Raw genomic sequence first — 21,021 nt, forward strand, 5'->3', positions numbered from 1 at the left:
AATTAGAATGTCCAATATATTAAAAATTGATAATCAGGATGTTCTAGGTATCAATATGGAATTGCGCCATCTCCGCTATTTCGTCGTCACCGCCGAGGCCCAGCACTTCACGCGCGCGGCCGAACTGTTGGGCATGGCGCAGCCGCCTCTCAGCCAGCAGATTCGCCAGCTTGAACAGGAAGTGGGCACGCCGCTGTTTGACCGCACGGGACGCGGCGTGGCGCTGAACGACGCGGGGCGGGCTTTTCTGGCTTGTGCGCAGGACATCCTGCAACGCGCGGACGCCGCCGTGCGCACCGCCCAACGCGCCGCCCGCGGCGAGGTCGGCGAACTGACCCTGGGCTTCACGGAATCGGCGTCATTCAACGGCGTGGTGACCGAACTGATCCGCCAGTACCGGGCGCTCTACCCGGAAGTGGAAATGACGCTGTCGCAAGGCGACAGCGAAACGTTGGTGGCGCAGTTGCGCGACGGCGCGATAGACGCCGCGTTCGTGCGGCCGCCCTTCGCACTGGATGGCGGGCTGGCGTTCACGCAGCTGGTGCAGGAACCGCTGGTGGTGGCGCTGCCGCTGGGACACGCGCTGGCGCGCCGCAAACGTCTTGCGCCCGCGGACCTGGAACGCGAACACTTCATCCTGTATTCGCGCAAATCGGGCTACGGGCTCAGCGCGGACATCATGGCGGCATGCCGCCAGCACGGCCTGAATCCGCTGATCGGCCAGCAGGCCCCGCAGCTGTCGTCAGCGGTGAACCTGGTGGCGGCGGGGATGGGCGTGGCGATCGTGCCGGCGTCCCTGCGCCATCTGCGGCCGGACGGCGTGGTCTACCGCCCTTTTGCGCTGGACTGGCCGCGCGCGGTGCTGGGACTGGCGGTGCGCCAGGATGCGCCCGGCGGGCGGGCCGCGAACCTGCAGGCGCTGGCCCGCGCCCCGCGCAAGGGATGACGCGCAACGCTCAGTCGTCGTGCGATTCGTGCACGGCCACGGCGCCGCGCTTCCAGTAGCTGGCGGCGCGGATGCGGCTCTTGTCGATGCCGTGCTGCGCCACCATGATCTCGCGCACGGCCTTGGCCGTGGCCGATTCCGCCGCCACCCATACGTAGCCCTCGCCCGGCGGCAACGCCAGTTCGCGCGCGGCTTCGAGCAACAGAGTGCTGTACCCGGGCGCGGTGCCGTTGCGGTGGAGCCAGCGCACCGATGCCTGCGCGGACGTCGCCAGCGGGATCTCGTTGGACGCAGCAGGCACTTCTGCCACGACAATCGCCTGGGCCGTGGCGGGCAGTTCTTCCAGGCGGCGCGCGATGGCCGGCAGCGCGGTTTCGTCGCCAATCAGCACATGCCAGTCGAACGCCTTGGGCACCACGAAGGAACCACGCGGACCGCCGATGCCCAGTTGCTGGCCGGCCCGCGCCTGTTCGGCCCAGGTCGACGCAGGCCCGTCGCCGTGCAGCACAAATTCGATTTCCAGTTCCTGGCGCGCCGCGTCGAAACGGCGCGGCGTGTAGTCGCGCGCGGCCGGCCTGGCCACGCCTTCGGGGAACTTGATGCCGTCGGGGCCGGCGCTGGGCAGCACCGGGGCTTGCGAGGGATCGGCGGGGAAAAAGATCTTCACGTGGTCATCGAAGGACGCGGACACGAAGTCCTGCAGGTCCTCGCCGGTGAAGGTGATGCGCGCCAGCAGGCCGGCGATGCGTTCTACGCGGGCCACGGTCAGCGTGCGCATCTTCAGGTTGTGGCGCACGCGCTCTACGTTCAGGTCGGTACGGGTCATCGGAACTCCAATAAATTTCTAGAAGGAATCAGGCGCTGGATTTGCCGGTGATCTCGTCGGTGGCGCGCGCCAGGATGGCGGCGATGCGCCGTTGTTCGGCGGGTGAGGCATCGGTGCGTTCCAGCAGCGCGCGCTTGATCGCCTGACGCGCCTCCACGAATTCGGGCACCCAGCCGGTGCGGGAATCCTCGCCCTCGGGGCCGGTGGCGCGCTGCTGGCCGCTCCAGGCCTGGCGCATCCAGTCCATCTTGCGCGCCACGTGCTTGAGCTTGTTGAACATCATCGACAGGCGGTCGCGATTGGCGTCCAGGTGCGCCTTGCCGGGTTCGGCCAAGTGGTAGCGCTTCTTTGCGCCCTCTTGTTCGACGGTGGCGTAGCCCAGTTCTTCCAGGTAGGTCAGCGCGGGATAGACCATGCCCGGGCTGGGTGTGTAGAAGCCGTTGCTCAACGCGCCCAGCGCCTTGATGAGTTCGTAGCCATGGCTGGGGTTCTGTTCCAGCAGACCCAGCAGCATGAGCTGCAGGTCGTCGCCCGACACCTTGCGGCTGCGGGTGAAGCCGCGGCCGTCGCCGCCGAAGCCATCGGCATCGCCACGGCCGTCAGGCGAGCCCGAGAACCAGTCGCCGCCCGCGCTGGCATGGCGGTGGTGATGATGACGGTTGCCGTGGGCATGGCGATGCCCGGCATGCGCGTGATGAGGCTCGTGATGGCCATGGCGATGCTCGGGATGGCCGTGATGGTATTCAGGATGGCCGTGCTGGCCATGGGCATGGGGCCCGTGATGATGGGAATGGCCGTGGCGCCCGTGAGCGCGCCGGGCCTCGATGGCGCGGTGGAACGCGGCAAAGAAATGGGATTGGCGCATGATTAGCTCTTAAGATGTATCTTACGATATAGCTCGTACGATATACCCGGCGAATGCCGAGCGTCAAGCCCGCCGTTCCACCCCCCCCGCCGCAATACCTCCCACGATCAGCGCCATGCCCGCCAGCAGTGATGCGCTAAGCGGCTCGTGCAGGCTCACAGACGAAAACAAGTTCCGGGTGAAATCCGATTACGAGTTGGTGTTCACGTCCCCAGCCGACAAGTGTGCTGTTGCGAAATTCCAGGTGTCGCATATGCGCAATGAGAAAGGCGATTCCGGCTCAAACACATGAAACAGTGATTTCGCTTACCAGCCACGACATGCTCATTGACATGAAAAATCGGATTACGGATCAATACGCTCGCCGTCGACACGAATCACTGGTTTGCGCTTCACTTCAAATCCGCATAGCCGGTCAATCTCCTTTGGAAACTGCGTGTAGGGCACGTTGTATTGGATGAAAGCCTCGACGCTATCCGGAAACGCGTTGATCAGCAGCCAACCCAGCCACAGCGGAATGGTGATAGGAGTTTTGAGCAAGCCGTAGGGCTTCGCCAGCGTCCGACGCAGACCTGCACGCCAATCTCGGTACGGTTGCAGGGTCGATTGCCAACGGCTTTGTCGGGGGGGGATTGGCGCGGGTCTGGGCAGGTCGTCTGGACCGCGTTCCATGAAGACTTGCAGGTACGACCATAGCGATCTGGCGGATCTGTCGCCATCGAACAGGCCAAGGTTGCCGCATGCGGCACAGATTTCGGTAGGAGGATCCATGCTGTAGTCTATGCCAATGAGATAAAGCGGGTGTCGGCTGGCATAGCCACTTGCGGATACGATAGGTATAAATCCAGCCAGGACTTCCAGTTGGTCCCAGTCCAGGACATGCAGACGCTTTTGGCGCGGGTAGATGAAATAAAGCTTACGGGTCTCTCGGTGGATGCGTATAAAGCCTCCGCGACTCCGATGGGCGCCACCGGCGAAGTAGAATAAAGATATTATCGCGGGCAAAAGCGGGATGTAGAGGGCAATGTCCATGACGTCCTCTAGTGTCAATTTCCCTGCCCCAATAACAAATAGCGAAAGCAAAAATATTCCGATTGAGGAAATTATTGACAGCCCAATGGCTCCAGCGGCCCCGCGTTGAGTGGAGTTCGCAAAAGTTTCTAGTTCAATGCAATAATTATTGATTCTACGCACGCCATCCGGCTGCGGAGGCTCGCCTGTGGGCCTATGTTTGTGTAGGTGGGTGCCGCCAATGCGGAGATTGTCGGGTAGCCGTTTAATTCCAGACATTATCTGGGATCTCTAACCGGCTCGAGTTTGGCTGGGTCAATCGGACTTTTGAACCAGCCATCTGATGTGAACACTAGCGCTGCCGGTGCATCTGGCTGCTGCAACGCCAAGCCGGGTTGTCGCTCAGGGTCCGGGAAGTATAAATATTCCAGGGCCACCTTTGTGTCCTTATGCATTTGAATCGACCAGCCACATTCTTTACCAGTGCCGCCTATCGGAGTGACCAAGCATTCACTGTCATAGTTGATAGGATTTATTCCTGCGGCATGCATAATTGGCCCATTGACACGAGTGATTTTTGTGCCGCGCAGGGTAAATGAAAGGGTGGTTTGAAATCGCTCGCCCGGCATGTCATTGATGCCCGGAAGCTCACAGTTAATGCGTAGAGTGCCTACTGAATGACCGGTTGCGCGATCCCATTCCGCGGTAAGTCGTGGCCGGTAATTGAGACTGTAGACGGCATCAAGCTCCTCTGTATTTGTGTAATGACGGCTATCAACTCCCCAAGCGCTATGCTTGAGCCATATTTCCACTGGACCGTGCTTGGTGATGTCGACACCGAGAGCAAATCCAATGATTGCTACTATTGCACCAAGTGCGATAATCGCCCATCCCCCTGGAGTGAGTCCAAGAAATGCGACGGCTCCTCCACCGCCAGACACAGTAGCCGCAATAGCCATGCCTCCAGCCCATGTTGCAACGGCGAGCACGCCGCTGGAAATGGCCGAAAAGAGAAACATCAACCCTTGCTGTCGATTGCTGGTATTGAAAGCTCCGACGGCTCTAACCGCCTCTGCCGCGGCCGCTAATCCCGCCCCGCCAGCGCCAAAAATAGCAATACCGCTTTTAGCCGAAAATACCTTGGCGACGGTAGCCAGAGCTGTGGTTCCGCGGACTCTGGCAATTTCGGCAACAACACTTGCGCTGATCTCTATCGCGGCTCCAATCAAAGCGCTTCCAGCACCCCAAACGCTGATCTTAGTGGCGGTATTGTCTCTGTTGCTGCTTAGTTCTTTTTGGGCATTAATCATTCCCACAAGCGCCAGGTATCCTCCAAGACCCGTGAAAAAATGTCCCGCAGGACCACGCATCCGATTCACCGCATTGACAAATGGATTTCCCTCCATCCGAATGGCTCGAGCCGGAGGCAGCGCAGGCCGCTCGTCCGGCGCGCTGTCGAGTTCACGATAAGTCGTTTCGCCGACCTTAACCCAGTCATAGAACAAGACCCGCGCCTCCAGATCGGCTTGGTTCGCCCTCGGAGACGGCATTTTCCATCCCCGCAAGCGCTCGGGGCCGAGCGATTGGTAGCCTTGGAATTCATAGGCCGCGCGTTCCAGATGGGCTAACGGAAGTTCATAGCCAACGATGGTCGCGTTGGCCCTGATCTCCGCCACATGCCGCAGGCGCCGCACCAGTATGTCTGCCTGCTTTGATTGGGGGAGGGCTTGCAACAAGCCTATAAGTGCGTTGGTGGCAGGCGTGATCGCATGCTCTTCCATGAATTTGTCCATTACTTCGAACATATTCTTGGCGATTGAAGCGCCACCGGCTCTCAAGCGAGCCAGCAGGAGTTCGTTGCCGTTGGCAAGCGCCAGCCAATAGGGGCTTTTGTCTATGGGGAGGGTAATTAACTGCTCGATGACCGTGGCCCCGTCCTTGGTGTGGACCAAGCCTCCGATGCACTGGAAAACTGCGCTCTCATAATCCCGAGCGTTGTGAAGCGAAGTCAGATCAAAGCAGCTGAGCGCTTTTCCCAACAGCCTGTTGGGGCCGATGAGCATCACCCAGGCGATAGAATCGTTCACCGTCGTGGCTATGGCTTTTTCAAACTCTTTGATCCTCTTGCTGTAGATATCGGGAAACGACATTGCCCCGGCGTAGTTCACCAAATTACGCTGCCTGGCGAGGACTTTGGACAGGTCCGGAGAAGCTGCAGCCTGCGCCTTCATGGATTCGAAATAATTGGCGATGAGCGTTGCGCTCTGCAACTTATGGGCATTCTTGCCGGCATACTTGGTCTTGTCCGCTACGGCATTCGTGACCTGGTAGTGGAGCTCGCTGGCAATTCCAATCGGATCTTGCAGGACGATCGCGAACGGCTTAATGTCCGCGCGTGGTCGCAATGCGATGTGCATATCGCTAAAGATGCTGCTGACGTTTGGCACGCTTTCGGAGAACCGGATTTCGCTCCATTCGAAATGCCTGGGCGCGCCATACACTGCGGGTGGCAGAAGTTCGGCCGTCGTGACACCGAGCAGCGCGACATCGAAGGCGTGTGTTTGCTCCACGCCTCCGGCCGGCATGCACTTGGTGGCCAATGTGTCGCGCAATCCGTCCTTATTGGTTTCGATATTCCAGAGGGTGCGATGGGTAAGCAAGGTATCGCTTACCAGCAAGTAGACGATTTCTGCGGTTTTGCTTTCCGGGGCAGAGAGAAATACCCTTGCGCCGGCCGTATCAGGGCGTGCGAGTCGTCCGGGCGTAGCGTCATCCTCATCGGAGGGGCCCCACCAAATTCTGGCGAATCGCACATCCGGGGTAACTTGATAGTGCTGTGTCCACATTCTGCCGTTCTCGAAATAGCAGAGGTAGACGTAGGTGCCCGGACGCAGGACGCGCAAACCGTAGGCCTTGCTTCCCGCAAGCGCGGGGTAGCCCGCGGTGGTTAGTGTGGGAAATACCGCTTTGTCGATAGCGCGATCGGAGATTCCATAGCGCAACGGGTAGATAGGAATACATCGCTCACACGGCGGTGGCGAGATCGCCATTCCCAGTCGCTTCTCGTTGGGACGATTCGGGCCTAGGGCCTTTTTATAAGGCGTCGTCATGGGGTTCCTTCAAGAATTCGCGCTAGCTAAAGTCGTCAGCCGCGCCTCGGCCTCGAGTAATCGCTGCTTCCCTTGCAAGTGCTTCTTGACCAGAATTTCGCGCAACGCGGCATCTTTGGCGAAGAACTCCTGCGGGTGTTCGAAGCGCAGCGCTACGTAGCGGCGAACGTCACACTCAGCCGTCAAGGCCAGTTGATCGGTCGCTTCACCGACAAAGCAACTCAGATTTCCCCAGAGCACCCTTTCATTTTCGGCAAGGCCGTAGGCCGGGATCCTTTGACAGGTTTCGCGCGCGCAATCGCGCATGAACCATGCGAGGCTGGCTTGGTCGAGGGCGTCTTCGTCATTTGGCGTCAATGTGATGACGCTGTCTGGTTTTGAAGCGGATTGATTGGTCGCGGGTGAATCGGCATACAACCATTCGCCCGATGACCCCGCCTCCGAATGCCAGATAAAGCGCTGGATGGGGCCGAACAGGTCCAACCGTCGGTCGTCCGGCAACCCCTCGCAGAGCTCTTCGAGGGAACGCATCGCATGAAGGCGGAAACCAATTGGAAGCCCATCAGATCCCTCCAACTGGTGCAATTGTTGAAGGTGAGCCAAAAGGCTGTCGCGATCATCGGGTCCCTGCAAAATCAGTCCCGCCTGCTGTCGCAACCAATGGTCTAGCGCGAAGGTGAGCAGCGCCTCGTCGAGCGGCACCAATAAAGGACCTTGGCGATATCCGGGGAAGCTGTACTCCCAGGCTGTACCGCGCCAAGCCCAACGATAATCAAGACTCTTGGTGACCGCCTGCACATCCTCTTCGAGCGTTTCGCTGCATGCGCCGTCCAGGCAGAGCCATGGCCGAGGCCCTTGTTGCAGCATGGCCCAGTTCAGGGAAGGCATAACGTCCACAACTTGACGTGACCACGACGATTGCTTCGTCACAGCGTTCATCACGCGGCTCCCTTCTCGCAAGGACAGGGCCGACGAGTGCAAGAGCCGTCGGCGCGCATGGCGCATGCCCGATCCATGCCTTGCCCGGTGGTGGGCGCCGCGGCAAGAGCAAGGGCGTTCCTAGTTCCTCCGCCCATTTGGTTCATCGGTCCTTTCATCAGGATGGTGATGCCATCAAGGGTGATGCCAGAGTCATCAATGCGAATAGTCCCTCCAGGCCCCTTGAGGGAGAGGTTGTGCGCAGCTTCGATTTCGTAGACCTTGGTGCAGTGGCGGATGGCCTGGCCGGCTTGCAGTTCCGCGTGCCCTTCCACCGTGTGCTCCTGATGCCCGCCAACACTCACCCAATGATTCGCCACGGTCTTGTCCCGCCGGTGATTGCCTACCTCTTCGGTCCGGTCCTTGCCCGTGTGGATCGTGTGATTGCGCCCCACGGTCAGAAAATCATCCTGGCCGATGTCATGCCGCCGGTCCTGGCCGATGGTCACCTGCTCATCGTTGCCCACGGTCTCCTTGCGGTCGTGGCCGATGGCGATGGTTTCGTCGTGCTCGACCTGTTCGCTGCGGTCGTGCCCGACAAACGTGGTCTCGTCGTGGTTGACGTGGATGTTCTGGTCTTTCTGCGCGTGGACGTGGATCTCTTCCTGGTCTTTTTCGTCCTCGAAGCGGATTTCGTTGTAGCCCTCGCCCTTGTGGGTCTGGGTCTTGATGGTCATGCGCGTCTTGTGGCGCGGCAGTTCGTAGGGCGGCAACTGCAGGCGGTTGTAGGTGCGCCCGGTGATCACCGGCTGGTCCGGGTCGCCGGTTTAGTACGAGACGATGACCTCCTGGCCGATGCGCGGAATGGCCATGTGGCCCCAGGTGGCGCCGGCGATGTTTTGCGATACGCGGATCCAGCAGGAGCTGTATTCGTCCTGTTGGCCCTGGCGGTCCCAGGGGAACTGGACCTTTACGCGGCCGTATTCGTCGGTAAATATTTCCTCATTTTTTGGCCCCACCACTACGGCGTTTTGCGGCCCGTCGATGCGCGGCCTTGGCAGCGGTTCGGCGCGCCATTCGGCGTCGTCCGGCACCAGTTCGGCTTCGTAGCGGTAGGACGTGCCCTGGCCGGCGTCGGCGCTTTCTTCGGCCTGGCTGGTGTGCTGCGTACCGTAGTGGACGATGTTGACCGGCCGCCAGCCGCGGTTCATATCGTCCCGGGGGTGGCCCGCCAGGGTGAAGGAGATGCCGGGCTGCAGGCGCGGATCGTCGCCCTCGACCACGGCCATGCGTGCATCGCGGCGGTGGCCGCGTAGGCGGTTTTCGGCAAAGGGGCGACCAGCCTCGTCGAACTTGGCGCGGGCGGGATAGTCGTAGCGCTCGTAGCGGGCGCCCTGGTGGCCCAGGTCCTGGCCGTCGCGGCTGTGTTCGTGGGCGTAGCTGGGATGCTTGAAGGTGTAGTCGCGCTGGGTCTGGCGCGCGGTACACACGTTCTCGGCGTAGGCGAAGCGGCGTAGCGCAGGCTGAGGCTGGTCGCCGCCGGGCGTGGGGTTGTATTGCACGGGCTCGTCGCCGATGCGGCCGTGGATGAACAGGCGGTCGCTGTGGACCAACTGGTGGCCCTCGGCGCTGTGGCGGAAGGAATAGAAAAAGCCTTCCTCGCGCATGATGCGCTCAAGAAAGTCGTAGTCGGTGTCGCCGGCCTGCACGCAGTATTCGCGGGCCAGGTGCTCGGTGGTGACGCGCTGTTCGTAGTCCTGGGTCAGGCCATGAGCTTTGAGCACGGCCTCGGCAATCTGCGGGACGGTAAGCGTCTGGAAGATGCGCCAGTCAGCGCTGAGCTTCAGGCGCGCCAGGCGCGGTTCGACGACGGCGCGGTAGCGGGTCCGTCGGAACCCTGTGTTCTCTTGGGAAAATGCGGAAATGGCCCCGTGCACGTAGCGGACCGGCGTGTCGCCATGCCAGATGGTCAGGCGCGCGGGACGGTCCAGCACCTGGCCGAAGTCCACGGCGGGATTGGCGCAGGCCAGGTCGATGGAAAGCAGATAAGTCTGGGACAGCGCTTCGCGCAGTTCGAACTCGATGACCTCGAATACGTCGTGCGGCGCCTCGCTGCCGATGAGGTCGAACGTGAAGCGTAGGTCGGATTGGGAAGGCAAGGCGTGCTCCGTGCAGCGGCAGGCCTTGTTCGCCGGAAATGGCGAATAGTCCGCCTGTGAACAGGCGTCCCGTTTGAATCGACGGATTGCAGTGGACGCGCTTGGACTTAGCGCTCAATCCTGCGCAATTGCTGGCTTCCCGTATACGGGACTAGTCCTGATCTATCGGGCGATTGCTAGGACTTTCCCTAATAGTCTCGGAGGGGGGCTTCCGCGCCAGATGAAAACGCCGGCTTGCTGACGCCCCAGGTGAAGCCCCAGGCCAGCACCACCACGGCAAGCAGCAGCAAGGCGGTCCGGCGGGAAAGAGTGGCGGTGGACATGGGCGGCCGGCGGTCGGGTCGGGAAGCCCCGACTATAGGAGCCGCCCGAGGCGCCGCCGTAGACCCACGGCGCGCCGATTCCCTGGGGCCACGCGCCCCGGCGCTAGCCCGCGGACAGTTCGCGCGCGCGCTGTTCGGCCTTATGCACGGCCTGGACGATGGCTGTGGCCACGCCCGCTTCCTGCATGTGCGACAGCGCGGCGTAGGTGGTGCCGCCCTTGGACGTGACGCGCTCCTGCAGTTCGGTCAAGGCCACGTCTTCGCTGGCGGCCAGTTCGGCCGCGCCGCGGAATGCCGCGACCGACAGCCGGCGCGCGTCGGCGGGCGCAAAGCCCAGTTCAATGGCGCCCTTTTCCAGCGCCGCCATGAAGTGGAACACGTAGCCGGGACCGCTGCCCGTCACGGCGGTAACCGCGTCGATCATGGCCTCGGTGTCGGTCCAGATGCGTTCACCCACGGCGGCGAACAGCGCGTCGACCTGGTCGCGCTCGGCCTTGCCGCAGGCGGGCGTGGCGTACAGGCCGGTCATGCCCAGGCCCACCTTGGCCGGCGTGTTGGGCATGGCGCGCACGATGCGCGCGTGGCCGCCCAGCCAGTCGGTCAGCGAGGCCAGCTCGACGCCGGCGGCGATGCTGACCACGGTGGCCGCGGACGGCAGGTGCTGATGGATCTGCCCGCAGGCCTCGCGCAGCACCTGGGGCTTGGTGGCCAGCACGCACAGCGCGGCATCGCCGATCTCGGGGCCGACGCTTTCGCGGCACGGCAGGCCGCGTGCGATCAGCCCGTCGCGGGTGGGCGCATAGGGCTCGATCACCAGGAAGTCGGTCAATGCCCGGCCCTGGCCTAGCAGGCCGTCGATGATGGCGGAGGCCATATTGCCGCCGCCGATGAAAACGATCTTTTCACGCATGTTGCTTCAGTTCCAGAGAATGGATTGCAGGTCGAGTCAGCGCTTGCGCACCGCCTCGGCGTGTTTTTTCGGTCCGACAGTCTACGGCCATTTTCGCGCTCTGCGGCGGGAATCGACATCAGCGCCTGCGGGATGCGAGTAAGCGCCAGTCAACCCGTTCAAGGGGATACGCCCGCCAGCGGCACCCCCGGCTGCGAGGCCGAACGCGTGCCCGGAACCGGGTGGCAGGACTGCGGGTGATAGGTGTGAACCACCGACAGCTTGACGCGGTCGCTGCGGTTGCCCTGGGCGGCGTGCAGCGTGCGGCAATGGAAGAACACGACGTCGCCCGCCTCCAGGTCAGGGCACACCGCCCGTGCGATCCAGTCGGCGTTTTGCGGCGCGTCGTCGCGGAAGAATTTCTGCTCGTCGAACTGATCGGGCGTGAACGCGGCCGCATGCGAGCCCGGGATGAACGACAACCCGCCGTTGGCCCGGGTTTCCGTACCCAGGGCCAGCCAACAGGACACCAGATCCGTGTCGGAAAACGACCAGTAGCGAATGTCCTGATGCCAGCCGGTCAGGCTGCCGTAGGCAGGATGCTTGGTCATCACGCAGTTGTGGTGCACCGTGGACAGCACCGGCGTCTCGTTGAAATAGCGCGCCAGCCATTGGCCGATACGCGGGTCGGCGGCCCATCGCGCGAACAGGGGGTCGCGGGCGTAGGCGCTGAGCAGCCGGCGCACGGTCAGCCCGCCTTCGGCGGCGCGCGATTCGGGCGCGCCGGGATAGCGCAGGTCGGCTTCATATTCGATGGGCGCGACGTGATCGCGCAAATGGCGTTCGGCCAGCGCGCGCAGCGCGGCCACCTGGTCGGGGCTGGCGAACTGACGCGCCACCACGAACCCCTGCTCGCGCAGGACGGCTATCTGATCATCAGGCAGTAACCCGGACATCTCGATCCTTCACAGCCCGCGGCGTAGGCGACGCGTCTGCATGCGGGCAGGCGCGCACCGGACAAGGCGCCGGTGACGCGGGACGGCTAGATTACCAAAACCGCCGGGGCGCGCCTTGCCGGCCGCACCTGGCCGGCCGCGCCTAGTCGGCCGCGCCTAACCGGCCGTGCCTAGCCGGCCGCACCTAACCGGCCGTGCCGATTTCAAGTTGCCGGTGTTTTCTTGGGGCTGGCCCCAGGCGGATTCAGCCGGGCGGCGTCGCGCTCCTGCACTTCATGGTGCACCCATTCGCGCCATACCGCCACCAGCAGCGCCATCAGCACCGGGCCCACGAAGAGCCCGACGATGCCCATGGTCTTCACGCCCCCGACCAAACCGAAAAACGTGGGCAGGAACGGCAGCTTCACGGGACCGCCCACCAGGCGCGGGCGCAGCGTCTTGTCGACAATGAACAGTTCCACGCTGCCCCAGACCATCAGCGCAATGCCCGCCACCAGGTGGCCGGAGCCCACCAGATACAGCGACACCAGCGTGAACGACAGCGGCGCGCCGCCCGGGATCAGCGCCATGAAGCCGGTCACCACGCCCAGCAGCACGGGCGACGGCACGCCGGCCACCCAGTAGGCGATGCCCAGCACCAGGCCTTCGCCCAGGGCGATCAGGCCCATGCCGGTGACGGTGGAATTGATGGTGGCCGGGACCACGCGCGAAAAACGCAGCCAGCGCGCGGGCAGGATGCGTTCGCCCAGCACGTCCAGCTGGGCGACCATGCGGATACCGTCTTTGTAGACAAAGAACAGCGTGATCAGCATGAACAACACGGTCAACAGCAGCTGGAACACGTTGCCCGTGGCCGCCAGCACCATGCGGTAGATATTGCCCAGGTGTTCGCCGCTGACGGCCTCGACCAGCGCGCCCAGCGCGTGGGGCTGACCGATATAGGATTCCCAGTACTGCCCCAGGCGTTCGCCCACGACGGGCATGGACGTGATCCAGGCGGGCACCGCGACGCCATGACGGTTGGCCGCGATGGCCCAGGCGAAGAAGGCGCTGGCTTCCTTGATGGCATAGGACAGCGCCAGCGACATCGGCACGATCAGCACCACGATGACCACCAGCAGCGCCAGCGAGGCGGCCAGGGCCGTGCGGCCGCCGCAGCGCGCGACCAGCCGCTGGTATAGCGGCCAGCTGGCCAGGCCGATGATCAGCGCCGCCAGGGCCGGAACCAGGAATCCGCTAAGAAAGTAAACCCCCGCCAACAGCACAAGCAGCAACAGCCAACGGGCGATCAGGTAAGCGGGTAGAACAGGCTGCATAGCGCGGATCGACAGTTAAGGGCGTTGTAGGCTTTGACTGTCGGACTATACAGACGTTTCACGCCATTCGAGGGACGTAAGGGCTGTATTTACTACGGGGTTTCCCGTGCTTAACGCACATGGCGGACACGGCGGTCCGCCATGTGCCTGCCCTTTTACAGGACGTACTCGGCTGCCTCTTCGCGCGCGGTGCGGCGGCGTGGCGGCATGTCGGCCAGCGCCGGCACGGTCGGGATCGTCGGCTGTACGGCAGGGGTCTGTCCCTGATTGCGCTGATAGACGGCGCAGGACGCGGCGGCCGGATCGGTTTCGTCGCGACCGCTGAGCAGCGGGCAGCCCGCGAACAGCTCGGCCACCCAGTCCGCAAATGCGCGCACCTTGGGCGACAGCTGGCGGCTCTGCGGGTACAGCACGGAAATCGCCGTGGAACTGGGCTTCCACTGGGGCAGGATCTCGATCAGTTCGCCCGATTGCAGGTAAGGCAGCGCCATGTAGCGCGCCGTCTGGATCAGGCCGAAGCCCTTCAGCCCGCAGTCCAGGTAGGCGCCGGCTTCATTCACGGCCACCGTGCCCTTCATGTCCACTTCCTGGTGCTTGCCGTCCACCTTGAAGTCCCAGGCGCAATTGCGGCCGGTGCGGCTGGAGAAATAATGCACGGCGTGGTGGTCGCGCAACGATTCGATCGTGGTCGGCATGCCGTGCCGCGCCACGTAGGTGGGCGACGCGCAGGTCACGGTCTGCAGGGTGCCGATGCGGCGGGCGACCAGGCTGGAATCTTCCAGGTCGCCGGCGCGGATTACGCAGTCCACGGCTTCCTGCACCATGTCGACCGGACGGTCGCCCAGGCCCAGGACCAGTTCGACGTCCGGGTATTTGTCGTGGAAATCACACAATGAGGGAATCAGGATCAGGCGGCCGATGCAGGTCGGCACGTCGATGCGCAGCCGGCCCTTCAGGCGCAGGGCGGCTTCCTGGAAGCAGGCCTCGGTTTCCTCGACGTCGGCCAGGATGCGCACGCAGTGCTGGTAATAGCCCGCGCCGTCGGGCGTCAGGCCGATGCGGCGCGTGGTGCGGTTGAGCAGGCGCACGCCCAGCAGGCGTTCTAGGTTCTGGATGATGGTGGTGACGGTGGTGCGCGGAAGCGATAGGCTGTCGGCCGCCCGGGTGAAGCTATTGGCGTCCACGACGCGCACAAACACCTGCATAGCCTGAAAGCGGTCCATGGCAAGGGTGTCCTTTGGGCAAATAAGTCGGGGTGAACGGAGCATAACCCGATTTTGCCGCCGATTAGTCATTCTACACGAACAGTGTTGCCGGGAAACACGGGTTTATCCGGCCCCGCAAAACACTCAGAATGCAAACCATCTTGAAGTGCCCTTGCCGCCCGGCGCCATCAAAGGGCATGTCAATCCTCAGATTCCGAACCCGCAGCGACCCGCCCTGATCAGGCGCCCGCAGCCCCTGGATAGCCGACCCCGGTCGATGTTGCACAGCAGCATATCCATATAACCCCGGAGTCTTAGGACTGGCATCCCCGCCGCGCCGCCGCCTCCCCGCCCCAGGTCACGGGCAAGCGCGCTTTCGCCCTGAAAACCACTCAAGGAAACATCATGGTTTCGCGTAATCGTATTGCTGTGCTCGTCGTCTTTGCAGCCGTGCTGGCGGCCGGCGGCGGCTATGCCCTGACCCGCGGCCCGGCCGCCGGCAATGTCGCCATGGCGCAGGGCGCCCCCGCCGCGCCCCCGGTCGAAGTGGCCGAAGTCGTCAGCAAGACCATCGTGGACTGGCAGCGCTATTCCGGCCGCCTGGAAGCCATCGACCGCGTCGACATCCGCCCGCTCGTGTCGGGCACGCTGACCGCCGTCCACTTCCAGGACGGCAGCATCGTCAAGAAGGGCGACGTGCTCTTCACGATTGACCCGCGTCCCTATGCGGCCGAAGTGGACCGCGCCGCCGCCGCGCTGACGGCCGCCAAGGCCCGCGCCGCCTACACGGCGTCGGAACTGGCCCGCGGCCAGCGCCTCCTGACCGACAACGCCATCGCCCGCCGCGATTTCGAGGAAAAGCAGAACGCCTCGCGCGAGGCCGCCGCCAACCTGCAGGGCGCGCAGGCCGCGCTGGACTACGCCAAGCTGAACCTGGGCTACACGCGCATCGAGGCGCCCGTGGCCGGCCGCGTGTCGCGCGCCGAAGTCACCGTCGGCAACGTGGTAGCCGCCGGCGCCGCGTCGGTGCCGCTGACCACGCTGGTGTCGGTGTCCAAGATGTACGCATCGTTCGACGTGGACGAACAAACCTTCCTGCGCTACGTGAACCCCGCCCGCAACGGCCGCGCCGGCGCGGTGCCGGTCGAACTGGGCCTGGCCAATGAAGACGGCTATTCGCGCACGGGCATCGTGCAATCGGTGGACAACCGCCTGGACGCCACGTCCGGCACCATCCGCGTGCGCGCCGAGTTCGACAACGCCGACGGCACGCTGCTCCCCGGCCTGTACGCCCGCGTCCGCCTGGGCGGCAGCGACCCGCGTTCGGCCGTGCTGATCGACGAACGGGCCATCGGCACCGACCAGGACAAGCGCTTCGTGCTGGTGCTGGACGACAAGAACCACGCCGTGTACCGCCAGGTGAAGCTGGGCGCCAACCAGGAAGGCCTGCGCGTGGTCGATTCCGGCCTGGCCGCCGGCGAGCGCATTGTCGTCAACGGCCTGCAGCGCATCCGTCCCGGCGACGCCGTGACCCCGACTGTCGTCCCCATGGTTGCCGCCAAGCGCAACCCGGTCAAGACCGCCTCGGCGCAGAACTGAGCCGGCGCGTCTAACGAGAACGTCCATGAATATCTCGAAATTCTTCATCGACCGGCCGATCTTCGCCGGCGTGCTGTCCATCCTGGTGCTGCTGGCGGGCCTTCTGGCCATGTTCCAGCTGCCCATCTCCGAATACCCGGAAGTGGTGCCGCCGTCGGTGGTGGTCCGCGCGCAGTATCCGGGCGCCAACCCCAAGGTCATCGCCGAAACCGTCGCCTCGCCGCTGGAAGAGTCCATCAACGGCGTGGAAGACATGCTGTATATGCAGTCGCAGGCCAACAGCGACGGCAACCTGACGCTGACGGTGAACTTCAAGCTGGGCGTGGACCCGGACAAGGCGCAGCAGCTGGTGCAGAACCGCGTGTCGCAGGCGTTGCCGCGCCTGCCGCCGGACGTGCAGCGCCTGGGCGTAACCACGGCCAAGAGTTCGCCCACGCTGACCCTGGTGGTCCACCTGATCTCGCCCAATGACCGCTACGACATCACGTACCTGCGCAACTACTCGATCCTGAACATCAAGGATCGCCTGGCCCGCATCACGGGCGTGGGCGAAGTGACGGTGTGGGGCTCGGGCAACTACTCCATGCGCGTGTGGCTGGACCCGCAGAAGGTCGCGCAGCGCGGCATGACCGCGTCCGAAGTCGTCGCCGCGATCCGCGAGCAAAACGTGCAGGTGGCGGCCGGCGTCATCGGCGCCTCGCCCACGCAGGGCGACGTGCCGCTGCAGCTGAACGTCAATGCGCGCGGCCGTCTGCAGACCGAGGACGAATTCCGCGACATCATCCTGAAGACCTCGCCGGACGGCGCCGTGACGCACCTGTCCGACGTGGCCCGCGTGGAACTGGATGCGCAGGAATACGGTCTGCGTTCGCTGCTGGACAACAAGCAGGCGGTGGGCATGGGCATCATGCAATCGCCGGGCGCCAACGCGCTGGACGTGTCCAGCCAAGTGCGCGCCGCCATGGCCGAACTGGCCCAGGACTTCCCGCCGGGCGTGGAATACCGCATCGAATACGACCCCACGCAATTCGTGCGTTCCAGTATCGAAGCCGTGGTGCATACGCTGCTGGAAGCCATTGCGCTGGTGGTGCTGGTGGTGATCCTGTTCCTGCAGACCTGGCGCGCGTCCATCATCCCGCTGCTGGCGGTGCCTGTGTCCATCGTCGGCACCTTCGCGCTGCTGCTGGTGTTCGGCTATTCGATCAACGCGCTATCGCTGTTCGGGATGGTGCTGGCCATCGGGATCGTGGTGGACGACGCCATCGTGGTGGTGGAAAACGTAGAACGCAACATCGCGGCGGGGCTCAGTCCGCGCGATGCGACCTACCGCGCCATGCGCGAAGTCAGCGGCCCCATCATCGCCATCGCGCTGACGCTGTGCGCCGTGTTCGTGCCGCTGGCCTTCATGACGGGCCTGACCGGCCAGTTCTACAAGCAGTTCGCCATGACCATCGCCATCTCGACGGTGATCTCGGCCTTCAACTCGCTGACCCTGTCGCCCGCGCTGTCGGCCCTGCTGCTCAAGAGCCACCACGACAAGCCTGACTGGCTGACCCGCGGCATGAACCGCGTCTTCGGCCGCTTCTTCAACTGGTTCAACAACATGTTCGGCCGCGCGTCCGAGTCCTACGGCACGGGCGTGGCCAGCGTCATCCGCCGCAAGGCGGGCGCCATGGGCGTGTACGCCGTGCTGGTTGCCGCTACCATCGGCGTGTCCTACCTGGTGCCCGGCGGATTCGTGCCCGCGCAGGACAAGCAATACCTGATCGGCTTCACGCAGCTGCCCAACGGCGCCTCGCTGGACCGCACCGAAGACGTGATCCGCCGCATGAGCGACATCGCCCTGAAGGAACCGGGCGTGCAGTCGGCCATCGCCTTCCCCGGCCTGTCGATCAACGGCTTCACCAACAGCTCCAGCGCCGGCATCGTGTTCGTCACGCTCAAGCCGTTTGACGAGCGCAAGAGCGCCGATCTGTCCGGCAACGCCATCGCGGCCTCGCTGAACCAGAAGTTCGCGTCCATCCAGGATTCGTTCATCGCCGTGTTCCCGCCCCCGCCCGTGATGGGCCTGGGCACGCTGGGCGGCTTCAAGCTCCAGCTGGAAGACCGCTCCGCGCTGGGCTATGCCGAACTGGACAAGGCCAAGCAGGCATTCCTGGAAAAAGCGCGCCAGACGCCCGAACTCGGCCCCACGTTCTCCAGCTACGAAATCAACGTGCCGCAGCTGGATGTCGACCTGGACCGCGTAAAGGCCAAGCAGCTGGGCGTGCCGGTGACGGAAGTCTTCGACACCATGCAGATCTATCTGGGCTCCATGTACGTCAACGACTTCAACCGCTTCGGCCGGGTATTCCAGGTGCGGGCGCAGGCCGATGCCCCGTTCCGCGCGCATGCCGACGACATCCTGCAGCTCAAGACCCGCAACGCCGCGGGCGACATGGTGCCGTTGTCGTCGCTGGTGACGGTCAAGCAGACCTTCGGTCCTGAAATGGTGGTGCGCTACAACGGCTACACCGCCGCCGACATCAACGGCGGTCCGGCCCCCGGCTATTCGTCCGACCAGGCGCAAGCCGCGGCCGAGCGCGTCGCCGCGGAAACGCTGCCGCGCGGCGTGAAGTTCGAATGGACCGACCTGACGTACCAGCAGATCCTGGCGGGCAACGCCGGCCTGTGGGTGTTCCCGATCAGCGTGCTGCTCGTGTTCCTGGTGCTGGCCGCCCTGTACGAAAGCCTGACCCTGCCGCTGGCCGTGATCCTGATCGTGCCCATGAGCATCCTGGCGGCGCTGACCGGCGTCTACCTCACCGGCAACGACAACAACATCTTCACGCAAATCGGTCTGATGGTGCTGGTGGGGCTGTCGGCGAAGAACGCGATCCTGATCGTGGAATTCGCGCGGGAACTGGAAATGAACGGCCGCTCGCCGCTCGAAGCCGCCATCGAAGCCAGCCGCCTGCGCCTGCGCCCGATCCTGATGACGTCCATCGCGTTCATCATGGGCGTGGTGCCGCTGGTGCTGTCCTCGGGCGCGGGTTCGGAAATGCGCCACGCCATGGGCGTAGCCGTGTTCTTCGGCATGCTGGGCGTGACCCTGTTCGGCCTGTTCCTCACGCCGGTGTTCTACGTGCTGCTGCGCTCCATCGGCGGCAAGAAGCTGCATTCGGCCGCGCCCCATGAAGCGCCCGTGTGCATGCCGCACATCGACCCGAACGCGCCGCCCGCCCCGCAGCACCACGCCTGAGCGGGCAGATAGAAGAGAAGCCAGCGCGCCCCGCCCATCGGGCCGGGGCGCGCGCCAAAGAGAATAGTCATGATGATCAAAAGACTGACCCGAGGATCCGCCCTGCTGGCCCTGCTGCTCGTGCTGGCCGGCTGCGCGGTGGGTCCCACCTACGAACGGCCCGCGGCCGCCACGCCGGCGGCCTTCAAGGAAGCCGCCCTGCCCGCGTCCGAAGCCGGCTCCTGGAAGCCCGCCGAGCCGTCCGAAGACGCGCTGCGGGGCGCCTGGTGGAAGGTGTTCGGCGACGAAGGCCTGAACCAGCTTGAAGAAGAAGCCCAGCGCGCCAACCAGGACCTGCAGGCCGCTGCCGCGCGCCTGACCCAGGCCCGCGCACTGCAGCGCGAAGCCCGCTCGGGCTTCTTCCCCAGCCTGGACGCCGGCTTCGGCCCCAACCGCCAGCGTCCGTCGGCCGTTTCGCAAGGACTGCCCGACGGCACGCCCACCTCGCCCGTGACCACCTGGCGCGCCCAGGGCACAGTGTCGTACGAGGCCGACCTTTTCGGCCGCGTCGCCTCCACGGCCGACGCCGCCACCGCCGACGCCCAGCAGAGCGAAGCGCTCTACCGGTCCGTACTGCTGGCCCTGCAGGCCGACGTCGCCACGACCTACTTCCTGGTGCGCGAACAGGACGCCGAATCGCGCCTCTACCACCAGACGGTCAAGCTGCGCACCGAGACACTGCAGCTCATCCAGCGCCGCTACGACGCCGGCGACATCAGCGAACTGGACCTGGCGCGCGCCAAGGCCGAACTGGCCTCCGCGCAATCCGAAGCCCTGGGCATCGACCGCCGCCGCGCCACCGCCGAACACGCGCTGGCCGTGCTGCTGGGCCGCGCCCCGTCGGACTTCACCATGCCGCCGCAGCCCATCGAAAAGGTCGCGCTGTCGATCCCGGCCGGCCTGCCGTCCACGCTGCTGGAACGCCGCCCCGACATCGCAGCCGCCGAACGCGCCATGGCCGCCGCCAACGCCCGCATCGGCGCCGCCAAGTCCGCGTTCTTCCCGCGCCTGGACATCACCGGCGCCTTCGGCTACGAGTCCTCGGACCTGGGCAACCTGTTCCAGTGGTCCAGCCGCACGTTCCTCTTGGGCCCCCTGGTCGGCGCCGCGCTGTCCATGCCCATCTTCGACGGCGGCCGCCGCCAGGCCGGCCTGGACCGCGCCCGCGCCGTGTACGAGGAAGATGTCGCCGTCTACCGCCAGACCGTCCTCAACGCATTCCGCGAAGTGGAAGACAACCTGGCCAACCTGCGCATCCTGGCCGACCAGACCAAGGCCCAGGACGCCGCAGTGGAAGCCGCAGCCCGCGCCGCCAAGCTCTCGCACACGCAATACCGCGAAGGCTCCATCAGCTACCTCGACGTCATCGAAGCCGACCGCAGCGTCCTGCTGCAACAGCGCGTCTCGGTCCAGCTCAGCGGCGAACAGGCCCGCTCCGCCGTCGGCCTGATCCGCGCCATCGGCGGCGGCTGGGAGAACCCGGTGCCGCCCGACCAGGTGGCGGCGAAGTAAATCGCGGCGCAGTACCCGGCCGGCATCGGCGTGGCGGCGGCAACGCTTGCTCGCCGGTGTCTGACACCCGTGTGAGATGGTCGTCATATGAAACGGGTGAGCCTGA

16 protein-coding genes are annotated in these 21,021 nt (G+C 64.3%); 4 read left to right on the forward strand and 12 right to left on the reverse strand.

Annotated features, from left to right (window positions below; translation table 11 throughout):
• Window positions 1–55: 55 nt before the first annotated feature.
• Window positions 56–946 (forward strand): LysR family transcriptional regulator, encoded by an 891-nt coding sequence (locus KYC_RS01620; protein WP_008158175.1) that lies wholly within the window; start codon window positions 56–58, stop codon window positions 944–946.
• A 10-nt stretch (window positions 947–956) separates the two neighbouring features.
• Here KYC_RS01620 and KYC_RS01625 read toward each other — a convergent pair whose 3' ends face one another.
• From KYC_RS01625 to KYC_RS01675, 12 genes are all read right to left on the reverse strand, one after another.
• Window positions 957–1,772: a siderophore-interacting protein gene (locus tag KYC_RS01625; RefSeq protein WP_008158178.1), complete on the reverse strand. Its 816-nt coding sequence runs from the start codon at window positions 1,770–1,772 to the stop codon at window positions 957–959.
• Window positions 1,773–1,800: 28 nt separating this feature from the next.
• Window positions 1,801–2,637, reverse strand: coding sequence for a PadR family transcriptional regulator (locus KYC_RS29840; RefSeq protein ID WP_238531874.1), 837 nt, complete (start codon window positions 2,635–2,637; stop codon window positions 1,801–1,803).
• A 345-nt stretch (window positions 2,638–2,982) separates the two neighbouring features.
• Complete coding sequence (locus KYC_RS29400; protein ID WP_139026486.1) at window positions 2,983–3,669, reverse strand: DUF6708 domain-containing protein; 687 nt, start codon at window positions 3,667–3,669, stop codon at window positions 2,983–2,985.
• A gap of 257 nt (window positions 3,670–3,926) precedes the next feature.
• Window positions 3,927–6,758, reverse strand: coding sequence for a toxin VasX (locus KYC_RS01645; protein WP_139026487.1), 2,832 nt, complete (start codon window positions 6,756–6,758; stop codon window positions 3,927–3,929).
• A gap of 9 nt (window positions 6,759–6,767) precedes the next feature.
• Window positions 6,768–7,697 carry a DUF4123 domain-containing protein gene (locus tag KYC_RS01650; protein ID WP_008158191.1) on the reverse strand — a complete coding sequence of 310 codons (930 nt, stop codon included), beginning with the start codon at window positions 7,695–7,697 and terminating at the stop codon, window positions 6,768–6,770.
• Window positions 7,697–8,482, reverse strand: a complete 786-nt coding sequence (locus KYC_RS29845) for a bacteriophage T4 gp5 trimerisation domain-containing protein (RefSeq protein ID WP_008158193.1) — start codon at window positions 8,480–8,482, stop codon at window positions 7,697–7,699. The genes KYC_RS01650 and KYC_RS29845 overlap by 1 nt, the downstream gene beginning before the upstream one ends.
• Window positions 8,483–8,503: 21 nt before the next feature.
• Window positions 8,504–9,835: a type VI secretion system Vgr family protein gene (locus KYC_RS29850; RefSeq protein ID WP_008158195.1), complete on the reverse strand. Its 1,332-nt coding sequence runs from the start codon at window positions 9,833–9,835 to the stop codon at window positions 8,504–8,506.
• Between the two features lie 188 nt (window positions 9,836–10,023).
• Window positions 10,024–10,158: a hypothetical protein gene (locus KYC_RS30030; protein WP_008158197.1), complete on the reverse strand. Its 135-nt coding sequence runs from the start codon at window positions 10,156–10,158 to the stop codon at window positions 10,024–10,026.
• A 103-nt stretch (window positions 10,159–10,261) separates the two neighbouring features.
• Window positions 10,262–11,068, reverse strand: a complete 807-nt coding sequence (gene proC, locus KYC_RS01660) for a pyrroline-5-carboxylate reductase (protein ID WP_008158198.1) — start codon at window positions 11,066–11,068, stop codon at window positions 10,262–10,264.
• Between the two features lie 158 nt (window positions 11,069–11,226).
• Window positions 11,227–12,003 carry a phytanoyl-CoA dioxygenase family protein gene (locus KYC_RS01665; RefSeq protein WP_008158201.1) on the reverse strand — a complete coding sequence of 259 codons (777 nt, stop codon included), beginning with the start codon at window positions 12,001–12,003 and terminating at the stop codon, window positions 11,227–11,229.
• A gap of 203 nt (window positions 12,004–12,206) precedes the next feature.
• Window positions 12,207–13,319: an AI-2E family transporter gene (locus KYC_RS01670; RefSeq protein WP_008158202.1), complete on the reverse strand. Its 1,113-nt coding sequence runs from the start codon at window positions 13,317–13,319 to the stop codon at window positions 12,207–12,209.
• A 155-nt stretch (window positions 13,320–13,474) separates the two neighbouring features.
• Window positions 13,475–14,542, reverse strand: a complete 1,068-nt coding sequence (locus KYC_RS01675) for a LysR family transcriptional regulator (protein ID WP_008158205.1) — start codon at window positions 14,540–14,542, stop codon at window positions 13,475–13,477.
• A 387-nt stretch (window positions 14,543–14,929) separates the two neighbouring features.
• Between KYC_RS01675 and KYC_RS01680 the strand changes: the two genes are divergently transcribed.
• From KYC_RS01680 to KYC_RS01690, 3 genes are all read left to right on the forward strand, one after another.
• Window positions 14,930–16,123: an efflux RND transporter periplasmic adaptor subunit gene (locus KYC_RS01680; protein WP_008158207.1), complete on the forward strand. Its 1,194-nt coding sequence runs from the start codon at window positions 14,930–14,932 to the stop codon at window positions 16,121–16,123.
• A 25-nt stretch (window positions 16,124–16,148) separates the two neighbouring features.
• Window positions 16,149–19,364 (forward strand): efflux RND transporter permease subunit, encoded by a 3,216-nt coding sequence (locus KYC_RS01685; RefSeq protein WP_008158209.1) that lies wholly within the window; start codon window positions 16,149–16,151, stop codon window positions 19,362–19,364.
• Between the two features lie 69 nt (window positions 19,365–19,433).
• Complete coding sequence (locus KYC_RS01690; protein WP_008158212.1) at window positions 19,434–20,915, forward strand: efflux transporter outer membrane subunit; 1,482 nt, start codon at window positions 19,434–19,436, stop codon at window positions 20,913–20,915.
• The last annotated feature ends 106 nt before the right edge of the window (window positions 20,916–21,021 follow it).

It is taken from the genome of Achromobacter arsenitoxydans SY8, from assembly GCF_000236785.1.
GTDB classification, from domain to species: domain Bacteria; phylum Pseudomonadota; class Gammaproteobacteria; order Burkholderiales; family Burkholderiaceae_B; genus Achromobacter; species Achromobacter arsenitoxydans.